The 22,912-nt window shown below is 68.0% G+C and carries 16 protein-coding genes and 3 pseudogenes; 6 read left to right on the top strand and 13 right to left on the bottom strand.

Annotated elements, in window-relative coordinates; genetic code table 11:
* The first annotated feature begins 46 nt into the window (after window positions 1-46).
* Window positions 47-2,314, top strand: a complete 2,268-nt coding sequence (locus AB0959_RS38365; RefSeq protein ID WP_366831400.1) for a glycoside hydrolase N-terminal domain-containing protein — start codon at window positions 47-49, stop codon at window positions 2,312-2,314.
* 81 nt (window positions 2,315-2,395) lie between these two features.
* Here the strand turns inward: AB0959_RS38365 and AB0959_RS38360 are convergent, their stop codons facing one another.
* The 10 genes and pseudogenes from AB0959_RS38360 to AB0959_RS38315 form a co-directional block, all read right to left on the bottom strand.
* On the bottom strand, window positions 2,396-4,177 hold the full coding sequence (locus AB0959_RS38360) for an RICIN domain-containing protein (protein WP_366831399.1): 1,782 nt from the start codon (window positions 4,175-4,177) through the stop codon (window positions 2,396-2,398).
* Window positions 4,178-4,477: 300 nt separating this feature from the next.
* The gene (locus AB0959_RS38355) at window positions 4,478-4,891 is read right to left on the bottom strand and encodes a substrate-binding domain-containing protein (RefSeq protein WP_366831452.1); all 414 of its coding nucleotides are present in this window, start codon (window positions 4,889-4,891) and stop codon (window positions 4,478-4,480) included.
* The gene (locus AB0959_RS38350; protein WP_366831398.1) at window positions 4,846-5,478 is read right to left on the bottom strand and encodes a LacI family DNA-binding transcriptional regulator; all 633 of its coding nucleotides are present in this window, start codon (window positions 5,476-5,478) and stop codon (window positions 4,846-4,848) included. Before AB0959_RS38350 ends, AB0959_RS38355 begins: the two co-directional genes overlap by 46 nt.
* 290 nt (window positions 5,479-5,768) lie before the next feature.
* A pseudogene (locus AB0959_RS38345) lies at window positions 5,769-6,101 on the bottom strand (ABC transporter substrate-binding protein); the annotation flags it as partial.
* 28 nt (window positions 6,102-6,129) lie between these two features.
* Window positions 6,130-7,563 carry a family 43 glycosylhydrolase gene (locus AB0959_RS38340; RefSeq protein WP_366831397.1) on the bottom strand — a complete coding sequence of 478 codons (1,434 nt, stop codon included), beginning with the start codon at window positions 7,561-7,563 and terminating at the stop codon, window positions 6,130-6,132.
* Entirely contained in the window at window positions 7,560-10,214 is a 2,655-nt protein-coding gene (locus AB0959_RS38335; RefSeq protein ID WP_366831396.1) for a family 78 glycoside hydrolase catalytic domain, read from the bottom strand. The genes AB0959_RS38340 and AB0959_RS38335 overlap by 4 nt, the downstream gene beginning before the upstream one ends.
* A complete protein-coding gene (locus tag AB0959_RS38330) occupies window positions 10,211-11,107 on the bottom strand; it encodes a carbohydrate ABC transporter permease (RefSeq protein ID WP_366831395.1) in 897 nt (298 codons plus the stop codon). Before AB0959_RS38330 ends, AB0959_RS38335 begins: the two co-directional genes overlap by 4 nt.
* A gap of 7 nt (window positions 11,108-11,114) precedes the next feature.
* Window positions 11,115-11,999 carry a sugar ABC transporter permease gene (locus tag AB0959_RS38325; RefSeq protein WP_366831394.1) on the bottom strand — a complete coding sequence of 295 codons (885 nt, stop codon included), beginning with the start codon at window positions 11,997-11,999 and terminating at the stop codon, window positions 11,115-11,117.
* Between the two features lie 50 nt (window positions 12,000-12,049).
* Entirely contained in the window at window positions 12,050-13,348 is a 1,299-nt protein-coding gene (locus AB0959_RS38320) for an extracellular solute-binding protein (RefSeq protein ID WP_366831393.1), read from the bottom strand.
* Between the two features lie 303 nt (window positions 13,349-13,651).
* Entirely contained in the window at window positions 13,652-14,650 is a 999-nt protein-coding gene (locus AB0959_RS38315; RefSeq protein ID WP_366831392.1) for a LacI family DNA-binding transcriptional regulator, read from the bottom strand.
* Window positions 14,651-15,210: 560 nt separating this feature from the next.
* Between AB0959_RS38315 and AB0959_RS38310 the strand changes: the two genes are divergently transcribed.
* The 5 genes and pseudogenes from AB0959_RS38310 (at window position 15,211) to AB0959_RS38290 (ending at window position 20,195) form a co-directional block, all read left to right on the top strand.
* Window positions 15,211-17,211 carry an RICIN domain-containing protein gene (locus AB0959_RS38310; protein WP_366831391.1) on the top strand — a complete coding sequence of 667 codons (2,001 nt, stop codon included), beginning with the start codon at window positions 15,211-15,213 and terminating at the stop codon, window positions 17,209-17,211.
* 26 nt (window positions 17,212-17,237) lie between these two features.
* A pseudogene (locus tag AB0959_RS38305) lies at window positions 17,238-18,071 on the top strand (LacI family DNA-binding transcriptional regulator); the annotation flags it as partial.
* Between the two features lie 40 nt (window positions 18,072-18,111).
* Window positions 18,112-18,351 carry a substrate-binding domain-containing protein gene (locus AB0959_RS38300; RefSeq protein WP_366831451.1) on the top strand — a complete coding sequence of 80 codons (240 nt, stop codon included), beginning with the start codon at window positions 18,112-18,114 and terminating at the stop codon, window positions 18,349-18,351.
* Window positions 18,352-18,385: 34 nt separating this feature from the next.
* Window positions 18,386-19,165, top strand: a complete 780-nt coding sequence (locus AB0959_RS38295; RefSeq protein ID WP_366831450.1) for a HEAT repeat domain-containing protein — start codon at window positions 18,386-18,388, stop codon at window positions 19,163-19,165.
* Window positions 19,159-20,195: pseudogene (locus AB0959_RS38290) on the top strand (HEAT repeat domain-containing protein). Before AB0959_RS38295 ends, AB0959_RS38290 begins: the two are co-directional and overlap by 7 nt.
* A 277-nt stretch (window positions 20,196-20,472) precedes the next feature.
* Here the strand turns inward: AB0959_RS38290 and AB0959_RS38285 are convergent.
* The 3 genes from AB0959_RS38285 to AB0959_RS38275 all read right to left on the bottom strand — a co-directional run bounded on the left by AB0959_RS38285 (window position 20,473) and on the right by AB0959_RS38275 (window position 22,907).
* The gene (locus tag AB0959_RS38285) at window positions 20,473-20,604 is read right to left on the bottom strand and encodes a hypothetical protein (protein ID WP_366831390.1); all 132 of its coding nucleotides are present in this window, start codon (window positions 20,602-20,604) and stop codon (window positions 20,473-20,475) included.
* A 1,497-nt stretch (window positions 20,605-22,101) separates the two neighbouring features.
* Window positions 22,102-22,371 carry a hypothetical protein gene (locus AB0959_RS38280; RefSeq protein WP_366831389.1) on the bottom strand — a complete coding sequence of 90 codons (270 nt, stop codon included), beginning with the start codon at window positions 22,369-22,371 and terminating at the stop codon, window positions 22,102-22,104.
* Window positions 22,372-22,475: 104 nt separating this feature from the next.
* Window positions 22,476-22,907: an SRPBCC domain-containing protein gene (locus AB0959_RS38275; RefSeq protein WP_366831388.1), complete on the bottom strand. Its 432-nt coding sequence runs from the start codon at window positions 22,905-22,907 to the stop codon at window positions 22,476-22,478.
* Window positions 22,908-22,912 lie beyond the last annotated feature (5 nt).

Here is a 22,912-nt window from a genome sequence, read left to right as displayed (position 1 = left end):
CAGCCTGTTCGAGCTGCTCAGGCGCGCTACTTCTGGGAGGCCGGGAATGCCGGTGCACAGCATCCACGACACACGACCCGCAGACCGCTGGGAGGACTCCTTCCTCTCGGGCAACGGCGAGTACGGGATCATGGTGTTCGGGCATCCGCACCGGGAACGGATCGTTCACAACCATCACCATTACGTGCTCCCGAACGAGTCTCTCGAGATGCGGCCGCCGGCCGTCGCCGACCGGCTCGAACAGGTCCGGGACCTGATCCTCGCCGGGGAACGGGAGCGTGCGCAGCGCGAGTTCTCCGACGGCCGGGCAATGGCGTGGACCCAGTCGTTCCACCCCGGGCATGTGCTCCACATCGACACCGGCGGGGCGGAAGGCCCCGTGGAGCGCTACCGCCGGGTCACGGACTTCGCCACCGGCGAGGTCCGGGTCACCTGGTCCGACGAAAAGCGGGAGTGGGCACGGCGTGCGTTCGTCTCGCGCACCGATGCCGTCGCAGTCGTCGAGATCACCGGTCTCCGGCTCGACCTGGTCATACGGCTCTCCGGCGAGTTGCCCGGGCGCCCGCCGGAGGTCATCTTCTCGACGTCCGCCGAGACCACCCAGGATGGTGAGGCGTGCCTCGCCGCTGTGGGGGCGTACCCGCCCGGGCCCGGTGCGGCGGGTTTCGTCGGGGTGACCCGAGTCGTCGTGACCGGCGGCCGGGTCTGCGCAGAGGGGGACACGGCCCGCGTCGAGGGAGCGAGCCGTGTGCTCCTGCTGACCCGGATGGACCGCTCGGCGCCCCTCCCCCGTACTGATGTCCTTCATGCGGGCCTGGCCGAACTGCCCGCCGACTACGACAAGTTGCTCGGCCGACACGCTCCCGTCCATAGCGAGCTCTACGGGCGTGCGGCACTCGACCTGGGTGCGCCCGGCAGCGACCGTGGCCTCCCCGTCGGTGAACTGGCCGCCCGCGCCGACCTCAAGGTCTTGGACGGCGCGCTGGCCGAGGCGTTGTTCCATTCCGGCCGCTATTTCCTGCTCAGCTCCAGCGGGGTGCTCCCGCCGCGACTGACCGGGCTATGGCTGGGGGCCTGGGGCGCCGCCTGGTCGGGCGACTACACCACCGACGCCAACATCAACCTGCAGATGGCCGGGGTGGTCCTGACCAGCATGCCCGAACTCATCGCACCGTACGCCGAGTTGATCCGCGGGCAGATCGAGGACTGGCGCACCAACGCCCGCACGATCTACGGCGCCCGCGGCATCCTCGCGCCCAGCCGCACCGACGGCGAGCACGGGCTGCTGTTCCACCTCGACGACGACTGGCCCTGGACGATGTGGACGGCGGGCGCGGACTTGCTGCTGTTCCCGCTGTATGAGTACTGGCAGGCGACCGGCGACGACGAGTTCCTCGCCGGCACGCTCGCCCCGTGGCTCGTCGAAGCCGCCGTCTTCTTCGAGGACTTCCTCACTCGCGAGGACGCCGACGGGCATCTCGTCCTCGTGCCGTCCTACTCACCGGAGGTCGGCCCGAAGGGCGAGCGGGGTGCGGCCGGGGTGAACGCCACCATGAACGTCGCCGCGGCCCGGCATGCGCTGACCATCGCCGCCGATGTCTGCGCACGCCTGGGCATCGAGCAGGAAGCGGTCGGCCGCTGGCGGGCGCTGGCTGAGCGGCTGCCGCCGTACCGCGTCGACGAGCACGGGGCGCTGGCTGAGTGGGCGTGGCCGGGGCTGGAGACCGCCGACGACCATCGGCACATCAGCCACCTCTACCCGGTGTGGCCGCTGCACGACATCACCCCGGACGACACCCCGGAGTTGGCCGCCGCTGCTCGAGAGGCCCTGCTGCGGCGCGGAGACGAGAACCTGTCCGCCCACGGCAGCCTGCACCGCGCCCTCGTCGCGGCACGTCTGAAGGACGGCGAGACGGCGAAGGCCAACGTCCTCAAGATCCTCGGCCAGAACATGGTCTACCGGTCGCTGATGACCTCGCACAACCCCGACCTGGACATCTACAACGCGGACGCCTCGCACTGTCTGCCCGCCGTCTTCACGGAGATGCTCATCGACTCCCGGCCCGGCGTCATCGAGGTGCTGCCTGCGCGGCCCCCGGAATGGCAGCGCGGCAGCCTGCGGGGCATCGAGACCCGCGCCGGGGTGCGCGTCGAGGAATTGCGCTGGAACGTCGAGGAAGGTGTGGCGCGGGTGGTGTTGATGTCTGCACGCGAACGGACTGTTGTGGTCGTGTGCCGTACCGCCACCGAACGGCGGCAGTCGGTGCGCCTTGCGCCGCGTACCCCTGTCACGGTGACGATCCCGCTCTCCTGACACAGCGCGGCCGACATGCGAGGGGAGCCCGGCAGCTGGCCGGGCTCCCCTGCTGATGTGCTGCTGTCGAGCTGCCGGTGCCTACGAAACCTGCACCAGGGTCCACTGCTGGGACGTGGCGCCGGTGTATGCCTCCTGGTCGATCTGCGCGCCGTCGCTGGTCGACCCTCCGGACACGCTGAGGGCGAGACCGGAGTTGCGGTTGATCAGCTTGTAGTTGGAGCCGACGGCGACCAGCTGCCACTGCTGGTCGTTGCTGCCGTTCTGCACCCACTGCACGGCGCTCGCGCCGCTTGACGTACTGCCCGCCAGGATGCCGAGGGCCCGGCCGCTGTTCTTGTCGAGCAGCGTGTTGTATCCGTTGCCGAGGTCCGTGACGTGCCACTGCTGGTCGGCCGAGGTGTTGCCGGTCCACTGCACGACGTTCTGCCCGTCGAGGAGGTCCGCGGCGTACACGCCGAGATTCTTCCCGCTGTTGACGTTGACGAGCTTGTAGTACGTGCCCGCGGAGTTCCCGAAGTCGATGTCCGCGTAGGAGATGGTGGTCGTTCCGCCGACGATCTCGACGCGGCCCGTGTTGGGGATGTAGGTCAGGCTGCGGCTGTAGGCGGACCCCATCGTCGTGTGCTGCTGCGTCCACGCACCGGTGCTGCTCCCACTGGCATTCGTCCAGACATCCCCGCTGCCGGAGGCATTGAAGAGGATCCGCCCGCTCGGCATGCGCATCATCACCGGACTGCCCCCGCGGGACAGGCGGCCTGAGCCGGAGGTCACCGGAAGCGAGGTGATGCCGGTGCCCGCGTCACCGCCCACCGAGAAGAAGTGCAGCGGATCGCTGGCGACCTTGTAGCGGACGTTGTCGCCGCCACCCCAGTATTCGTAGGTCAGCATCCACTTGCCGTCACTGGTCTGGACGACATTGGTCATGCCCGGGCGGCCACCACCGATCTCGCTGTACCCGGACGAGTTGGTGACTGTTGTTCCAGAGACATCGACCACCGGACTGCTCCATGCCGAGCTGGAGCCGTCCCAGGTCCGGTGCGCGAGGATCTGCAGGTCGGGGTCCGTTGTCGTGTTGTTGTTCGAGTCGAGCGTGGGAACACCGGTGGTCGAGTTATAACCGGTATAGTCGTTCTCGTCGGAGTAGTAGGCGACGAGCTGGTTGTTGTAGACCATCAGGTACGGTTCCCACACAGGGTCGTTCTGGTGGTTGGTGTTCTCGGTGGCCGGGTAGTTGTATCCATTCGACCAGGTGCCCGTCGTGATGATGTTCACGACGTTCCAGGTCGCTCCGGAATCGGTGCTCGAGTAGAGCGCGATTGCCGTGTTACTGCGATCACCGTCGTGCGTCGGCTGGTAATTGGGGTTGGACGCCTTCTGATCGAGATAGTTGTAGTCGTCGCCTGATACGACGGTGGCCATCAGCAGTGTGCCGGATGCGAGATTGCCGACTGCCTGCGGCAGCACGTAGAGATATGGGTTCGTCCAGTTGCTGACGTACTGGGAGTAGGCTGGGTTCGACGACGCGTACGCGGGTGCCTTGACGTTTGCCAGGGACTGCCAGGTCGTACCGTTGTCGTCACTCTTGTACACCGGGATCGTCTGACCGTCGGCCGAGCCGGAAGCAGCCACCGTTGACTTCTCGAATGCCGCGACGAGGCGTCCGCTCGGCAACACGGCTGTCTTCGGGTAGAGGGCGCAGTTGTTCGTGGCCTTCGTACAGGACGAGCCGCTCGGGAGTTGGTAGAGGGTAGCGGGAGTCGGCGTGGACGCCTGCGCGGGCAGCGCGAACGTCCACATGGCGGCGGCCATGGCCAGGACGACGACAGCGGCGTTACGAAGCCGTGTTCTTCTACGTTTCACTGTGCCTCCGAAGATGCGAGGATGACCGGCGGTTGGAGAGCAACGCGAGCTGGGATCCGTATGCCGGTAGTGGTGACAAAAAGCGGCGAGCACTGCGTGATTGTGCAAGGGCCCGGAAATGTTCGGAGTCGCTGAACCTGCGGTTCAAGTCGCAGAGATTCCGAACGGCCTGCCTGCCTCAGCCGTTGACGGCGCCGTGGGCGTCGCTGCTGTCGTGCCAACAACGCATTCCCTCGGCCTCCTTGAACTCCCTGACGGGAGCGGGGGATGCCGTAATTATTCGGACGCACGCCGTCCGTGTCACCGGTTCGTTTCGAAAGTGTTTCGCGAGAGAACAGCTCGCTGTGTATTGACGTGGCGGCGTACCGATGTCGAGGTGCGCAGCACGAGTTCGGTCACCAGTTCCATGCGCGGGGAGGCCGGGGGTCGCCCCTCGGCCAGTTGGACGAGCACTCGTGTGGCCTCGCGGCCCAGTTCCTCGAAGGGCTGGCGGACCGCGCTCAGCGGCGGGCAGGCCATGGCTGCCACGAGGGTGTCATCGAAGGACATGACCGCCAGGTCCTCGGGCACGCTCAGCCCGTGCTGGCGGGCGGCTTCCAGGACGCCGAGCGCCTGCGCGTCGCTGGCAGCGAAGACAGCCGTGGGTGGATCGTCGCAGCGCAGGATCTTCAGGCTGGCCCTGAGTGCCCCTTCGAAGTCGGTGGAGCGGACGATCGCCGGATCGTAGGCGATCCCGGCTTCCTCCAGGGGGCCCGGTAGCCGTGCAGCCGTGCCGCGCCGGTCAGCGAGTGCGCACGGCCCGCGACCATGGCGATGCGGGTGTGACCGAGCCCGAGCAGGTGCTGCACCGCGTCCCTCGCTCCGCTCCAGTTGGTCACCCCGATGCTCGGGATGTCCTGGCTCGGGGCACTGAGCGGATCGATCAGCACGACGGGCAGCCGCTGCTCGACGATCCGGCGCTGGTCGTCCTCGGACAGCATCGAGATCACGATGATCAGCCCGGCCGCGTCGAGTGCCATGCACTCCTGCAGCCACTGGGAGATCGAGCGATGACTGGTCGTCCCGGTCACCACGTTCACACCCAGTTCGTCCGCCGCGTTCACGATCCCGCGGACGACTTCCAGCGTGTACGGGCCGGACAGGTCCCGGAACACCGCGATGATCTGGCGCGGCGCTGCGGGGTCCCGCTCTCCCGGTCGCACGTATCCATGCCGCTCCAGCAGTTCCTCGACTCGGGCGCGCGTCGCCGCGCCGACGTCAGGACGCCGGTGCACCACTTTGGAGACGGTACTGAGGGACACCTTCGCCTCAGTGGCGATGGTGGTCAGCAAACCGTATTGCGCGTCCCCGTGCGTCTTGTCCCGACCCGTCACTCGTGCACCTCGCCTTGCGCCGTCGCTCGATGTCCGTTTCCCACCGACACCGACGTGCTGTTCACACTCCACTCCCCGTCTGCGACTGAGCCGCAATCCCTGCGCGTCCTGCACGAATACGAAGGACTGGGCGTCAAGGTCGTCACGGGCAACCGGATCGGCACCCTCCTGGGGCGGACGGCGCCTTTCTGGCTGTGCTGACGTCCAGGAGCCCGTCGCTGGGCCTGACCCGAGCGGAGCGCGGAGAGCAGCGCGTCCGGCTGGGTGTAGACGCGGAGTTCGACCTTGTCGAGGTAGGGGCGGTCGGGAATCCAGTACTTCTCGTTGCGGGTCAGGCTCAGCCCGGTGCCGGGACTCCACTTGGCGAGCTCGAAGGGCCCGGTGCCGTTGAGTTTCGTGCCCTTCAGGGCTTGGTCGACCGTATGCCGGTCTCGACGCTCTCGGTCTCCTTCCGCGTAGTCGGCGGCGACCCGCCCGAAGAGCGCCCCCTGCGGGGTGGCGGGGTGCGCAGAGGTGTCGTTCTCCGGGAGTGAGGAGCGAGTGCTCCTCACTCCCGCAGGCACGGGGGTCCCTCAGGTGTCAGACGACCATCCACTGCTGGTTGGCGCCGGCGTTGCAGGTCGACTGGTCCAGGGCCGCGCCGTTCGCGGTTGACGCCCCGGCGACTTCGAGGCACTTGCCGCTGTTGACGTTGGTGAAGGTGACGTAGCCGCCGATCACCGGTGTTCTCGTCCACAGTTGGTGGGCGGCGCCGGTGCACGTCGACTGGACGGCCACCGCGCCGTCGGCGATGGAGGCGCCGGAGATCTGCAGGCATTTGCCGCTGTTGACGTTGACCAGTTCGTAGCCGGCGCCGACGGCGGTGGACACCCACTGCTGATTGGCTCCGGAGTTGCAGTTCCCGGAGTTCACCGCTGCCCCGTCCGCCGTGCTCAGGGACCATACGTCGGCGCACTTGGCGCTGTTGCGGTTGAGCAGGTGGTTGTTGGCCGCGCTGAGCGGACCGGCGATGACGGGCCAGCCGTTCGCGAAGGTCACCTGGCGGATGTCCAGGGTCTCCTGGCCGGAGTTGTCGCCGTCGTAGTAGTGGTAGGCGAGGAACTTGGACGTGCCGTCGTCGTAGGCGTCCGCGCCGCCGGCCGCCACCTTGGGGTAGGCACCGGTGAGGACGGTGGTGCCGCCGCCGGAGGCCATGTCGGTGCCGCTCTGGTCGAGATAGGGGCCGGTGATGCTGGTGGAGCGGCCGACCACGGTGTAGTAGGTGCTGTTGACTCCGCTGCAGCACAGGCCCTTTGAGCCGAAGAGGTAGTAGTAGCCGCCGTTGAGGATGATCGTCGGGTTCTCGATGCCGACGGCGATGTGCCACAGGTTGTTGTCGGTGGTGGACAGCTTGCCGGTGGACTGGTCCAGGACGTGCATGTAGGTGCCGCTGCCGGTCCAGGAGCCCCAGGAGATGTACAGGCGGCCGTCGGGGCCCCAGTCGACGTTGGGGTCGATCGGGTAGTTGACGTCCGTGACCATGCCCTGGTCGGTCCAGGGACCCTCGATGTTCGTGGCCGTGGCCAGGCCCATCACCGCGTAGTTGGTGCCCCAGAGCGAACCGGCGTAGTAGAGGTGGTAGACGCCGTTGAAGTACTTGATGTCCGGGGCCCAGATGTTCGGCGGGGTCGAGCCGAGCTTGGCGGTGATCCAGGACGGGGTCGACTCCCAGACGTTGCCCACCTTGGTCCAGCCGGAGGCCGCGGTGCCGCCGCAAGTCTTGCGGATGGTGATGGAGCCGCTGGGGTTGAGCGGGTCGTTCTCGAATCCGGTGGAGAAGCCGTAGTAGCAGCCGCCCACCTTGATGACGCTGGGGTCGTGCATACGCAGGTCGCCGCTCAATGCCTGTGCGGGGCCGGCCGTGGCCAGGCCCAGCAGGGTCAGCAGCGCGACCAGGATCGCGGCGAGGGCAGGGCGCTGCCTCTCCCGTCTGGGTATGCCGGGACGGGACTGTTCGTGGTGATGGCTGGTCACGCGAGACTCCTTTGTGTCGCTGTGGGCCGGTTCAAGCCGGGGGTGATGTGCTGTCGGCGGGTACTGGTCGTGCCGGTCGGCAGGGTGGTCACGCCTCCGTCGGGCCACTCGATGCGTCCTGTGGCGCCGGTGGGCACGGTCGTCTCCACGGTGAGTTCGGTCGCGTCCAGCTCCCAGCGGATCGCGACACGCCCGTACGGCGACTCGTGGGCGGCGCTCGCCCAGGTGATGCCGCCGCCCGGTCGGGGGCGGAAGACGACGTCGCGGTAACCGGGCTCGCTCGCGCCCAGTCCGGCGACCGTGGTGTGCAGCCACTGGGCGACGGCGCCGAGGGCGTAGTGGTTGAACGAGGTCATCTCGCCGGGGTTGACGGTGCCGTCGGACAGCATGCTGTCCCAGCGTTCCCAGATGGTGGTGGCGTCGTGCTTGAGGGCGTACAGCCACGAGGGGCATTCCTGCTGGAGGAGCAGGGCGTAGGCGGTGTCGTCGTGGTCGGTCGCGCTGAGTGCGGGGGTGACCAGCGGGGTGCCGATGAAGCCGGTCTGGATGGTGTGCCCGCCGTCGGCTACCAGGTCGGCCAGTCGGCGTCCGGCGGCGGCCCGGGCTGCCGCGTCGGGCAGGAGGTCGAACTGGAGCGCGATGGCGTAGGCGGTCTGGGTGTCGCTGGTCATGAGGCCACCGGGCCGGACGTAGGCGTCGACGAACGCCTGCCGCACGCGTTGGGCGAGGTGCTCGTAGCGGCGCTGTTCGTCGTCGCGCCCGAGGACGTCGGCGGTCCGTGCCACATGCCGCACCGACCAGGCGTAGTAGGCCGTGGCGATGAGGTGGCGGTCGGTGCGGCCGGCTCCCGGGTCCTCCGGTGGGGCGAACGGGTCGAGCCAGTCGCCCAGTTGGTAACCCCGGCTCCACAGGCCGGACTCGTCGGCGAGTTCGGTGACGAGGTCGACCCATCGCCGTGCGCTGTCGTACTGGGCGGTTAGCAGGCCCGCGTCGCCCGAGGCACGGTAGAGGTCCCACGGGGTCAGTGCCACGACATCCCCCCAGCCGGCGCCCGGTCGGGCCGGGGTCCACTGCTCGCCGCCGGGGATCTCGGGCACGTACCAAGGGACGGTCCCGTCGGCGTGCTGCTCGACGGCGACGTCGCGCAGCCAGGAGGCGAGCATGCCGTGGCAGTCGTAGAGGAAGGCGGCGGTGGGCGCGAAGATCTGGATGTCACCGGTCCAGCCGAGCCGTTCGTCACGCTGTGGGCAGTCGGTGGGCAGGTCGACGAAGTTGCCGCGCAGGCTCCAGACGACGTTCTGGTGCAGGCGGTTGACCTGCTCGTTGGAGCACTCGAACCAGCCGGTTCGCGCCATGTCGGTGTGGAGGACGCGGGCGACGATGTCACGGCCGGGGAAGCCTCCGCCGCGCCAGCCGGTGATCTCCGCGTACCGGAATCCGTGGACGGTGAAGCGCGGCTCCCAGGTCTCGGGGCCTTCGCCGCGCAGGATGTAGCGGTCGGTGGAGGCGGCGCCGCGCAAGGGGCGTACACACAGCTCTCCGTCCTGGAGCACCTCGGCGTGGCGGATGACGACCGTGTGCCCGGCCGGGCCGGAGACCGTGATGCGGACCCGGCCCACGAGGTTCTGTCCGAAGTCCACCAGGAGCCGGTCGGCGTCGAGAGCGGTGACCAGGACCGGGCTGATCTCCTCGGTGCAGCGCACCGGGGGGCCGGTGGGTGCGACCAGGGTCGTCGGGTCCCGGTCGACGAGGTCCACGGACGACCAGTCGCCGTCGTCGAATCCGGGGCTCGACCAGCCGGGCAGCTCCTGCCGCGCATCGTACGTCTCGCCGTCGAGGAGCCCGGAGGCGAGGATCGGTCCCCGGCCGGCGCGCCAGGAGGTGTCGGTGCCGATGACGGTGACGGTTCCGTCGCGGTGGACGATCTCCAGCTGCGCGAGGAGCGCGATGCGGTCGCCGTAGAGGTCGGCATGGCCGCCGCCGAAGCCGAGGCGTCCGCGGTACCAGCCGTCGGCCAGCCACGCGCCGATGGCGTTGGCTCCGGCCCGCAGGTGGTCGGTGACGTCGTGGGTCTGGTAGCGCAGCCGGTGATGGTAGCTGGTCCAGCCGGGTGCGAGCGCGTGGTCACCCACCCGCCGGCCGTTGATCTCGATCTCGTACAGGCCGTGGGCGGTGACGTGGAGCCGGGCGCGCTCGATGTCCGCGCCGGCGGTGAACTCCTTGCGCAGCAGCGGCGGTTGGCGGTCGACAGGGGGTCGCTGACTGTCGTACGACTGCGGTGGCTCGCTCGGTGAGATCGCGCGGGCCGTCCAGTCGGCCGGTGTCAGCAGCCCCGTCTCGATGTGCAGGAGAGGGCTCCAGGCGCTGGTGACGTGGTCGGCTCCGCGGACCCGCACCCGGACCTGGCAGGCTTCACGGGACGCCATCGGTCGCAAGGGCCAGGGGACGAGGACGGAGTCCTGGGAGGTGACCCATTCCGTGCGGTGCGTGCCGTCGGCGCGAATGGCCTCGGTCTGATAGGCGTGCTGCGTCCAGCCCGTGGGTGCCGTGGTCTTCCAGGAGAGCCGGGGTGACGGCTCGCCGATGCCGAGCGGCTCGCGGTGGTGTTCCGCGGTCGGGGCCGCCACGGACGGTATGGGCTCCCGGGTCATCCCTTCACCGCCCCGGCGGTCAAGCCCTTGATGATGCGCTGGTTGATCAGCAGGTAGAGCACGAGGGCGCCGACGACGTTGATGCTGATCGCCGCGAACAACGGCCCGTAGGCCGTCTCCCCGTACTGTCCGGTGAAGTTGAGCAGTCCCACCTGGATGGTGCGCAGGTCGTCGCTGGTGGTGAAGGTGAGGGAGATCAGCAGGTCGTTCCAGATGAAGAAGAACTGCACCAGCGCGACCGTGAAGACGGCGTTGCGGACGACGGGGAAGCCGATCCGCCAGAAGGCGGTGAGCATGCCGGCCCCGTCCAGGGTGGCGGCCTCGAAGATCTCGCGGGGGACGGCACGGAAGTAGGTGGCCATCATGAAGACGGTGAGGGGCAGGCCGACCGCGGTGTAGGTGATGATCAACGGCCACATCGTCCCCGACAGCCCGGACTGGAAGTACACGCGGAACAAGGGCAGCAGGATCATCTGGCTCGGCACCATGATGCCCAGCAGGAAGACGAGCAGGACCTGGTGGCGGCCGCGCCAGATCATGACCTCCAGGGCGAAACCCGCGGCGGTGCCCAGCACGATGATGAGCGCGAGGGAGGGCGCGGTGGCCAGGAGGCTGTTGCGGACGTAGAGGGCGACATGCCCCGTCGTCCACGCGTCGGCGTAGTTGTGCAGGTCCCACTTTCCGGGCAGCGACCAGGCCGGGTCGTTGACGAACTCCGACTGAGTCTTGAAGGAGCTGAGCAGCAGCCACAGCAGCGGCGTCACCTCGACGACCACCAGCAGGGCGACCAGCAGGTTGCGTGTCAGGCGCCGTGCGTACCCGCGTTTTCGGACGGTGGCCGGCCGTGGCAGGGGCAGGAGTTCCCGCGGCGGTGCCGTCATCGTGTCGGTCATGGCAGGTTCAGCCCTTGGTCAGGTCGCGGCGCGAGAAGCGGAAGATGAGCAGGGTGACGCCGAGGCAGACGACGGTGAGCAGCGACGCGATGGTGCTGCCGTAGCCGTAGTCGCCGTAGGAGAAGGCGGTGCGGAACATGTAGAGGGTCAGCGGCGTGGTGTCGCTGCCCGGGCCACCGTTGGTGAGGGCGAGGACCGAGTCGAACACCTTCAGCGTGCCGTTGATGCTGAACACGATCGACGACAGCAGCACCGGCGCGGACAACGGCAGGACGATGTGCCGGATCAGTCGCCAGCCGGTGGCGCCGTCCAGCCGCGCCGACTCGAGCGTCTCGTCGGGGATGTCGAGGAGCCCGGCAAAGATGAGGACGCCGTAGAAGCCCATGGAGCGCCATACGTCCATGACGACCAGGACGATGAACGATCCGCCGGCGCCGGCGAACCAGTCGCCGTGGTGGATACCCAGCCCTTCCAGAGCGACGTTGGCCAGGCCGTTCTGCGGCGCGACGGCGAAGAGCTTCTGAAACATCAGGGACACGGCGACCGTCGGAAGGATCACCGGGAAGAACACCAGCGTACGGACCACCGCCGACGACCTGCGAAGGACGAACACGTAGAGCAGCGCGAGCAGGTACCCGCAGAGGACCTGCCCGGCGCTGACCGCGAGGGCGTACTTGAAGGTGAACCACAGCGCGGAGTGCGCCTGCGGATCGTGCCAGAGCTTGGTGAAGTTGCCGAACCCTCCGAAGGTGAAGCCCTCGATGACGTTGCCCTTGAAGAAGGTGTACCCGAGGGACCAGCCCATCGGTACCAGCATCACCAGGGTGTACACCGCCAGCGCCGGGCCCAGCAGGACGGCGATGGCACGGCGGTCTCCCAGAACTGAACGCATGACGGCTCTCTCACGAAGGGGTCGGGGCGAAGCGCGGTGGGGCGGGAGGGTCACCCGTTGTCGAGGTCGGTCTGGACCTTCGCCATGAAGTCCTTGGCCGAGAGGGACCCGGTGACGAGCGGCGCGGCGTTGGTCTGGCTGGTCTCCGTCGCCTTCGTGTTGAACAGCGCCTCGAACCACAGGGTGCTGGTCGTGGTCCTGGTGATGGTGTCCTGGACCGTCTGCGTGAGCGGGGGCAGTGTGCCGGTGTCGCCATTGGGCTTGAAGCCGGAGATGGTGCCCTGGTCCTTGAGGGAGGCGGCGCCGTAGTTCTTCGTGATGCAGGACAGCCAGTCGCCGACCTTGGCGTTGTACGACTTCGCGGACACGGCGACCGGGAGGCCGACGTTGGCCGGGATCTGGTCCGCGCTGCCCTTGCCGCCCGCGACGGTCGGGAACGGCATGAAGCCGACGTTGTCCGCGCCGATCTTGTTCTTGGTCTTGTCGTTGAAGTCGCCGAGCTCCCAGCTGCCCATGTAGAACATGGCAGCCTTGCCGGTCAGGAACTGCTGCACGGCGGTGTCGTAGTCGATCGATCCGACGCCCTTGCCGAAGTAGCCCGCCTTGCCCAGGTCGGCGACGGCCTGAGCGGCCTTCACATAGGCCGGGTCGGTGAGTTTGGCCTTGCCGTCCGCGACCGCCTGCAGGGCGTCCGGGCCGAGCTCGCGGTAGACGTACCCGCTGATGAGACGGGTGAGGGGCCAGCCGTCCTTGCCGTCGGCGGCGAACGGGGTGACGCCTGCGCTCTTGAACTTCGCGGCGGCCGCGACCAGCTGGTCGTAGGTCGTCGGGGTGGCTATGTGGTGGTCGGCGAAGAGCTTCTTGTTGAACCAGATGCCCTCGATGTTGAACTGGTAGGGCATGACGTTGAACTTGCCGTACAGGTTCTCGACGGTCTTGACGGCGGCCGGCTGGAGGTCGTTCCAGACGCCGAGGTCCTTGAGCGTCTTCTCCAGGTCGAGGACCTGGCCGGCCTTGTCCAGGGTCTTGGTCAGCTGCGGTGTGCCGCCCGCCGCGAACTGAACCGGCAGCGCGTTCTGGCCCGCGAGAAGCTGCACCTTCTGGTCGACGTTGCCGATCGGCAGCGTCTGGATCTTCAGCGGCAGCGTCTTGTTCTGCGCCGCGCACGAGCCCTTGCCCAACGCGGTGAGCTCCTGCTGCACGATGTGGTTGTCGTCGTTGATGGTGAGGGTGAACGCCTTGGCCTCACTGCTCGAGACGCTCCCGCCGCCACAGGCGCTCAGCAGCAGGCTCGAAGTGGCGGCGGTCGCCAGGAGGGCGATACGGCGGGTTCTGAGGGTCTTGTGCACGGGTGCTCCTCGGCACATAGAGCGTTGAAACGCTTCAAATGAGGGATGCCCGGAACCTATGACCCGTTTCGGCGTGTGTCAAGGATCTGGCGCGGCTGTTTCCGAACCGCGTCAGAGCCTCCTGGACGGTCGTCTGGATACAGCACTGCAGGCGCGAGACCAGAAAACAGCTGGTCAGCGTGGGGCACTGACATACAAGCCCGCGATAACGCGCGGATCTGCCAGGTACTGGCACAAGGCCTGCAGGGAAGGCCACGGACCGGGCGGATACGCCCGGCCGGTCCGGCGAGCGGGCCCGGACGGTCAGAGCGGCGCGCTGGCGCGGACGATCAGCTCCGGCTCCAGCACGACCGTGGCATGACGGTGCTGCCCGCCCGACGACACCTCGTCCATGAGGAGCCGGATCGCTTCCTGGCCCATCATCCGGCCCGGCATGTCCACCGCGGTCAGCGGCACCGCCGCTGCACCGGCTGCGCGGTTGTTCTCGCAGCCGACGACCGCGACCCGGTCGGGCACCCGGACCCCGGCCACGGTGTGCAGTTCATGGATGATGGCATTGGCCAGCTCATCGGTGACGACGATCAGACCGTCAGGCAGCTCGCCGGGGGCCCGCCGCGCGAGATCCCGTCCGACCACGTGCCCATGGGAGGCGGTCAGGCCGACGCTGCCGATCTCCTCCAGGGTGACGCCGCCGCCCGCCTCCTCGACCGCCGCACGCACTCCCCTGCGGCGGTCGCGCACGGGCTGGTAGTCGTCGTGCGCGACCACGTACGCCAGCCGAGTACGTCCGGTGTCGATGAGATGGCGGGCCGCCAGGTACCCCACGTGCTCGTTGTTGACCAGCACGGAGCAGCAGGTGCCCGGCCTGGGAGCGTAGTTGAGGAGCACCACCTGCCGCCCGTGCGAGCGGATGCGGGCGATACCGGCCGTGGAGTCCTCCATCGGCGCCAGCAGCACACCCGTCACCCGGGACTCGTCGAACAGGTCCAGGTAGTCGTCCTGAAGTCTCATGTCGCACGCCGTGTTGGCCAACAGCAGGTTCTGCCCGATCGCACGGGCGGCGTCCTGCGCGCCGTGCGCCATGTCGATGAACAGGGAGTTCTCGATGTCGGCGAGCACCATGCCGACACTGTTGGTCGAGCCCGACACCAACGACCGGGCCGCGTCGTTACGCACGAAACCCAGTCGGCTGATCGCTTCCCGGACGCGCTCCGCCGTCGCCGGGCTCACCTTCGCCGGATGGTTCAGCACGTTGGAGACCGTGCCGACCGAGACGCCCGCGGCGTCGGCGACGTCCTGCATGCTCGGACTCGCATGCCCCTGCACTGCTCGCGGACGGGCGGTTGCCACAGCGCTCCTCGACCTCCGGTCTCGTTCCGTCCCCGGACCGCACGGCACCCACAGTGACCAGGCTGTCGCGGACAAGGGGCAGGATACATGACGCACGTTGAAGCGCTCCAAGATCGACGCCCATTCGCTCCCTTGAGCACGAAGGGCAGCGAGCGACAACAGCCGGTCGCCGCCCGGGCCGGACACCGTGCCGGGAGCTCCACGCGGTCACCGACACCTCGATAGGGATGACCGGCCGAGACGACGGCGTCAGCCGGCGAGAGCGGAATGAACTGGCAAAACGCTGTTCCTGGTCTTGACGGCCCGCTCGGAGAATGCGAGCCTCCCACCGCTCATCCGATTGAAGCGCATCAACTCATCGACCTCACGCAAGCGGCGCTGCTCCTCAGACGCCGCACCACCCCAGTGGTCTGCCGTGAACAGCACTTCTGACCTGCGTCGACGGACATCCGGCACTCGCTCACATGCTGTCCTCGCATCCCACCTCTCAGCGGCAAGGGAGTCCCCGAAAAATGCCCGGACGACGAAACGTACTGGCGAGAGCCGCTGTCATCGGCGCGGCCGCCGCCCTGATGGCACTGACCACTTCGGCTCCGCCTGCCGCCGCTGTGACCTACAGCGGCGGCACCATGTGGCAGCCGCCGGGCGGTGCTCCGTCCTACGGCTCGCTCTACGCTCATGCGATCCGGCTCGAGCACAGCACCGACTCCAACGGCACCCTCCTCGCGTCCTTCGAGCAGTACTCGGGCAACGGCATGCCGGTGTACCGCAGCACCGACTCGGGGCACACCTGGACGCAGATCTCCACGATCAACGACCAGGTGAACTCGTGGAACAACATCCAACTCGAGCCGGTGCTCTACGAACTGCCGCAGGCGGTCGGCTCCTTCCCGGCCGGAACGATCATCGCCGCCGGCGACTCCATACCCGCCGACAACTCCAAGACCAAGATCGACATGTACGCCAGCACCGATCACGGGGTGACCTGGAGCTTCGTCAGCTCCATCGCCACCGGCGGCAAGGCCGTCGACACCAACGGGAACACCCCGGTGTGGGAACCGTACTTCATGGTGGCGAACAACAAGCTCATCGCCTGGATCTCCGACCAACGCGACCCGGCGCACGGCCAGAAGCTCGCCCACTTCACCACCACCGACGGCGTCAACTGGTCCTCCGAGGTCGACGACGTCACCTACCCCGCCTACGCCGCCCGGCCGGGCATGGCGATCGTCGCCCACCTCGGCAACGGGAAGTACATCCTCACCTACGAGTACTGCGGCGCCCCCAGCGGCGGCTGCCCGGTCTACTACAAGATCGCCGACAACCCGGAGAACTTCGGCTCGGTCACCGGAGTGCAGCTCATCACCACGGACAACAGAAAGCCGGACGGCGACCCGTACGTCACCTGGCTGCCCACCGGCGGTCCCGACGGGACGATCGTGGTACAGGCGTACAGCGACCAGCAGTTGTACAAGAGCACGGACTACGGCGCGACCTGGGTGCGCATGTTCTCCAACACCGTCCAGGGCTACAGCCGCGGTCTGCTCCCCCTCGCCGACGGCAAGAGCCTCCTGGTCACCCGGGGCGGCGCCCTGGTCACCAACGGCACCAACAAGGTGACGTACGGCATCGACGACTACGGCGGCGGCATCTCCACCGGCGCCACCTACAAAATCCAGAACAGCCTCAGCTCCCAGGTTCTGGGCGTACCCAGCTCCACGTCCGGCTCCCCGGTCGTGCAGGCGGCCGACAACGGAACCCCCGACCACAACTGGCAGTTCCTTCTGCAGAGCAACGGCTACTACCGCATCCTCAACACCTTCAGCGGCAAGTACCTCGCCGTCCCCAGTGGATCCCTGTCCTCCGGTACGGGTGAGATCCAGTGGACGTCGACGGGCGGCGCCGAGCAGGACTGGTCCGTCGAACCCGCGCCCGCCGGCGGCTACACCATCACCAACCGGCGCAGCGACCTGGCGCTGACCATGGCGACCGACGCGAACGGCCAGACCTCCACGAACGAACAGGTCACCCAGGCACCGCTCACCTCGACCACGAACCAGCGATGGAACCTCCTCCAGACAGCGCCCCCGGACTTCACCGCCGGCCAGTACGTCATGGCCAACGTCAACAGCGGGAAGTACGCCGAGGTGGTCGGGAGCGTCAGCGGAACGCAGGCCGACCAGTACCGCGATGTGAACCACCCGGACCAGTACTGGACCTTCACACAGGTCGGCTCCTACTACACGATCACCAACGTGTCCACGGGCAACTACCTGGACTCGGCGGGGAACGGGACCAGCGGCAGCGCCGTCGTCGAAAGGCCGTCGTCGGGCTCGACCACCCAGCAATGGTCCCTGATCGACTCGGGCAACGGTGAGTACCAGGTCGTGAACCGTGCCAGCGGACTGAGCCTGGCGGTCGCAGGCGCCTCCACCGACGACGCGGCACCGCTGGACCAGGAGACCGCCTCCACCGCGTCCTCCCGCCTGTGGACGATCACGAAAATCAACTGACTCCCCTGTGGCACACCACCACCTGGATGCACCGGGTGCGAATCGAACCGCCAGTCGGGCTGTTCGTCTTCCTCGGTGGAGACGAACAGCGCGCAAGGGGCTGGGCGGCGGGCGAGTCCACATGCACTCTTCCGCATGGGACGAATCCCTTTCACCGCGCGAGCGCAGCGCGGTCGTCGGTCACGCGGGACACCACGGCCGGGCCGGTGGGAGGCACCGTGCAGGCTCGACCAGCCTCATCATCCGAAAGGATCAGCATGGTGAAGCGTGCCGCCGCGCGTAGCCGGACGACGCTCACGGTCATCGCCGAAGCCGCGGGAGTGTCCGTGGCCACCGTCTCGAAAGTCGTCAACGGCCACAGCGACGTGGCTGCCCGGACCCGCGCGCGCATCGAGCGGTTGCTGGTCGAGTACGAGTACGTCGCGCGCGGCCTCCGGGGCGCACGGTCGCCCGTACGGACGGTGGACCTCACCTTCGACCAGATGGTCAACCCCAACAACCTGATGATCACCCAGGGCGTCACGGAAGCCGCCGCCGAGGCGGGAGTGGACGTGGTGATCGGCACCGCGCCCCATGATCCGCTCGGCGCCGCCTGGACCGGGAAGATCACCAACGCTGGACGAGAGGGAGTCATCCTGGTCTCCTCCGAGCTGACGCGGCATCAGCTGGCGCAGTTCGCGCGGGCCGAGATCCCCCTGGTGTTGATCGATCCGATGAACGTGCCCGACGAGTCGGTGCCGAGCATCGGGGCGACGAATTTCAGCGGCGGCATGACCGCCACGCAACACCTGCTCAAGCTCGGCCATCGCAGGATCGCGATGATCGGGGGACGGCACGACACCGTAGGCAGCACCGCACGTCTGCACGGCTACCAGGCCGCGCTCACCGGCGCCGGCGTCAGTGCCGACCCCCGGGCTCGTCAAGGGCGGCGCCTTCTCATTCCAACCCGCCTTCCAGGCCGCTGTCGACCTGTTCACACTGGAGGATCCGCCGACCGCCGTGTTCGCCGCCACCGATCTGGCGGCGTTCGGCGTCATGGAGGCCGCCCGCCTGCACGGCCTGCGGGTGCCCGGCGACGTGAGCGTGGTCGGCTTCGACGACACCGATTCGCCGGTCACGGACTTGACCTTGACACGGTGACAAGGTTTTCACTTGGGCACAGGAGGTGGTCCCGATCAACACGACCGACGTAACCCCGCAGAACACCCGTGTGACCAACGCCCTGGGCGCCGAGGACTCTTCGGTCCGGCTTCAGACGGCGCTGGCGGTCGGCTCGAACCCCGACCCTGTGTTCTTGGAGATGCTCGTCGAGCGGTGCGCGGTCGAGCCGGACTTCTTCGTACGAGACATGCTGTCCTGGGCGCTGACCCGTCTCCCGCCGGAGATCAGCCTGCCCAGGATCCGCCAGGAGCTCGACTCCGAGCGTACCCAGGCCCGCAGCCAGGCGCTGCACACACTCTCCAAGATCGGCGACAAGAGCACGTGGGCCTGGATCACCCGCGACATGCTGCGGGACGCCGACGACGAGGTCGCGCGCACTGCGTGGCGCGTCACGGTCGTCCTCGTGCCTGAGGACGAGGAGAAGGACCTGGCCGACGAGCTGGTTCTGCAGCTCGGCCGTGGCGACCGCGATGTGCAGCTGAGTCTGAGCCGGGCCTTGGTCGACCTCGGTGACGTGATCAAGCCCGCGCTGGAGAGGGCCGCGGAGAGTTCCGACCCGGCGGTGGCCGCGCACGCCCGTGCCACCGAGCTGCTCTGGCAGAACCCGGAGACCGGTTTCGACGTGGCCCTCGACGAGGCGAAGCGCGTGGTCGCACTCGGCCCGGAACGAGCTGCTGCTGCCGCGGCTGCGTCAGCAGGCACCGAGACCTCGGAGACGGCCGAGCCCGTGGAGACGACCGAGCCGATGGAGGCCGCGAAGACGGAAGAGGGATCGGAGTGCGCGGATTGCTGATCGGCGATGTGGCCCGCCGCTCCGGAGTGAGCGCCCGGATGCTCCGGCACTATGACGCCCTGGGACTGGTGCGGCCCACGGGCCGCACTGTCGGTGGCTACCGCGAGTACTCCGCCGAGGATGTCCGCAGGATCTTCCACGTGGAGAGCCTGCGGTCCCTCGGGCTCTCGCTCAAGCAGATCGGGAGCGCGCTGGAGGACCCGGCCTTCACTCCGTCCACCCTGGTCAGCGACCTCATCCGGCGAACGGAGGACCGCCTGGCGCGGGAACAGGAGCTGCTCGAGCGACTCCGTGCGATCGACGCGTCGGCGCCCAACGACTGGCAGGGAGTGCTGCGCATCGTCGAACTCATGCGAGAACTCAACTCGACCAGCGCTGCGCGCAGACAGCAGGCCATCCTGGACCGGCCGGAGGACGTGTCGGTACCCGCCGAACTACTGGCCGGGGCGGTCCTGACCGAATCCGACCCGCACGTCGCAGGCGCCCTGCGCTGGGCGCTCGCCCGATCGGGCGGCGACGGCATGGCGACACTGACCGCCGGCACGCACGCGGAGGATGCCGACATCCGGCGGCGCGCGGTGCTGGCAATCGCTGAGATGCCTGAGGCTCCAGGTGCTATCGAGGTGCTCGCGAACGCCCTCGGGGACCCGGACACGACGGTGCGCAGACACGCTGCCCTGGCTCTGGGCAGGCAGGGCGAGGCCGCGGCCGTCCCCACACTCGTCAGCATGGTGGTGACAGGCTCCAACGACGTGGACGCGGCGGAGGTTCTGGGAACGCTGTCCCTGGACCCCGCGTGCACGGATCGGATCACGACCGCCCTGGTCGACGAACTCGCCGCGCACACCGCGGACTCCGCAACGCGGATCCGCCTTACCCAGGCCCTGGTCGAACTCACGGGAACCACCGCGCAGGAGGTCCTGCGCCAACTGGCCCACGACGAGACAGCGCTGTCGCCCTCGTCGCCTCGGCCCTTCTCGGAGTTCTCAAGGACCAGCCCCTCGAAGACCAAGGTGACGAGCAATCCTGAAAGCGCGATCTGAACGAGCCATCACCCATGGCCTCTCAATGCGCTTCACGAGAGGCTCGCCTGGTAAGTAACCGGTGTCACGGGCATAGCCGGACGGCAGTGCGCGCACACCCGGATTGCTCGCAGGGCCGGCCAATCAGAGAGCGCAGTACGGGCACTGTGGAGCCAGCCGCGCTCAGTCCGGCCAGCACGGCGCCCGCTATGGGGGTGCCGGTCTGCTCCAGGCTCTTGGGGCTGTTGTGGTCCATCATCCAGCTGAACGTGGTTCAGCCAAAACTCACTTATTGACTTCGACTTGTCTGGGTGCCGCGGGGTCGTCGAGGGTCAGGCCGGTCCCGGCTATGAGGCCGTCGAGGGTGTCGGGCCGGTACTGAAGTTGTTTGAGCCGCTCGGAACGTTCCGGTGGCATGAGACGAGACGCGCTTCCTGGCCGTCGACCCACCTTGACTTCCTGCCCGAACAACTCCGCCCTGGCGCCATCGGGCGGGTGTGAGGGCGTCAGCGGGGAGGGTTCACGGTCTCGTGGTCCCGGCCGGCGTAACCGTGACCATCAACGTCCAGACCCACACCGACCCGCACGGCCACACCGCTGACGAAGGCAGCGCGGAAACCTACAGCTGGGTCATGTACGGCACTCCGCCCGGGCGCCCAGGGAGGCCGCGTCGTCCAGAGTGAGCCCGAGAGGGCTGGGGGGCTGCGTTTGATATGTGCCCATACCCACTCGCCGGGGTTGAGGTCGGGCGAGTAGGCGGACCAGCCCCGTGACCAGCTCTTCAAGATGGTGGATCTTCAGTGCGTTCAGTCATGTGGAGGCCGCTCCCATGGCCGCTCCAGTCGGGGCGGCTCAACGTGGTGAGGATGACGCCGATTCCCATGCGCGCCGTAAATTCCCATGCCGCTTCCCAGGACGTACAGCAGCGGGATGGTGGTACCAGTAGCCGTAAGAACTAAGGCGGTGGTTACCGCCAGCAAGCCGGCTCCCATGATGACTATCGCCGCCCGGCGCGGAAGACCTCCACTCATGGCTTCAGTGTCCCGGTATGGCTTCGGGAGGGGGCCCGCTCTGCTCCGCGATACCCGAATGGACTACCGCCAGCCCCGAAAAGTGGAAGATCTTGGCTCGGCAGCGCAGCACACCAACCGGCCGCCCGCGTACGGGGAGCACGTCCGGCGCCGATCTTGCGCACTCGGACGGCGCCCGCCGATTGCAGGCCGTCGAGATGTGGGCAAGACCTACACCCGCCACAGTGGCGGGACGCACAAGGCGCGTCAGCGTCGTCGCGGAGTTGGCCGGCGAGTGCGGCGCAGATCCGGTACCCGCTGTCTACGCGGCCTGGCCCGACCACCTGCTTCATCCCCATCTTGTCGACTGCTGTGGGCAGGCGACCCACCCGGTCTGGTCAGCGGCTCCCGACCTGATCCGGCTGTGGTGGTTGCGGGCTCGTGGACGCGGTCGCCCGTCTACCCGTCTACCTCGTTCCGGCTGTCTGAGTGGCCCGAGGGGCAACGCGCATAGAAGCTGATCCAGAGCAGACAGGATGCCGCCGATGAGCGAGGGGACAACGATGGACTGCGTTTCCTCGGGAAATTGGGCGTTGCCCTGGGCACTCAGAGCACGGCAGGTTCCACACGGTGCAGTCGTGACGGCACTGCTTGTGGATCTTGCCACCGGTGGGCGACAGACCGCTCCGGTTCACACCGTTCTCACCCCGCCGCCCGGGCCCTGGGCGTCCAGCCCGTTTTGGTTCACACCGCTTTGCGGCGGCTTGCCGAAGCCGGCCTAGTGCACTTCAACATCGACGATCATCCCGTCGATGGGCCGCAGGTGACCGTCCAGGTGGATCCTGCGGCCTCGGCGTCTGCACCGCCACGAACACCGCGCACCGTAGCTGAGGGCACCGCATGATCACAGGTGGTCAACGTCCGAAGACCGGGGCAGCCGTGGCGAGAGCGCACGCGCCCTTCCTCTGCGCGGTGGGGTGTCGGCGCCCTTCAGGGGAACACCGGGGGTTTCCAGCACGATGTGCATGATCTTGTAGGCATGCGGGGTGGCCATCTGGCCGAACTCCCCGAAGGCGTTGAGGCGGACGGTGCCGGCGAAGACGTCCTTGTAGAACTCCATCGCCTGCCGGGCGCTGCCGTCGAACCTGAGGTGCGAGTTGCGGCGCAGGGGCATGACGACTTTCCGAAATGGGTCAAACGGTTAGGACGTGGGTACAGTCGCTCGGGCCGCTGACAACGGCCCGCCGTGCGCACTGACAGAGCTGTCGAGTGTCGGTGTTACGGGGCCGCGGGGCTCGCGAGCACATCGGCGAGGCGGCCGAGTACGCCGGGCCAGCCGTGCCCCATGCCGTCGAAGGCGGCCTTGCCGAGCGGGGAGTCGAGGTCGAAGCCCTCGTGGGTGAGGAAGAGCCGGGTGCCGTGGCCCTCGGGTTCCAGGCGCCAGGTGACGGTGGTGTCGAGATCGCCCTCGGCGAAGCTGTAGCGGAGCAGACGCTCCGGGTCGACGGCGAGGACCTCGCAGGGCTGCTCGCCCCAGGGGCCCATGTCGAGGGTGAAGCGGTGGCCGACGATGGGGCGTACGTCGCCTGCGGCCCACCAGCGGGCGTGCAGCTCGGGGTCGGTCAGAGCATTCCAGACGACCGAGGGGGCATGGGGCAGGAACTGGTCGCAGTGGATGACGGGAGTGCCGTCGGCGGGTGCGGAGCTCATGGCTG

The organism is Streptomyces sp. NPDC046862 (assembly GCF_040704615.1).
Lineage (GTDB): Bacteria > Actinomycetota > Actinomycetes > Streptomycetales > Streptomycetaceae > Streptomyces.
Note: the sequence above shows the minus strand (reverse complement) of the source record. Positions and strands in the feature narration are given on the sequence as shown.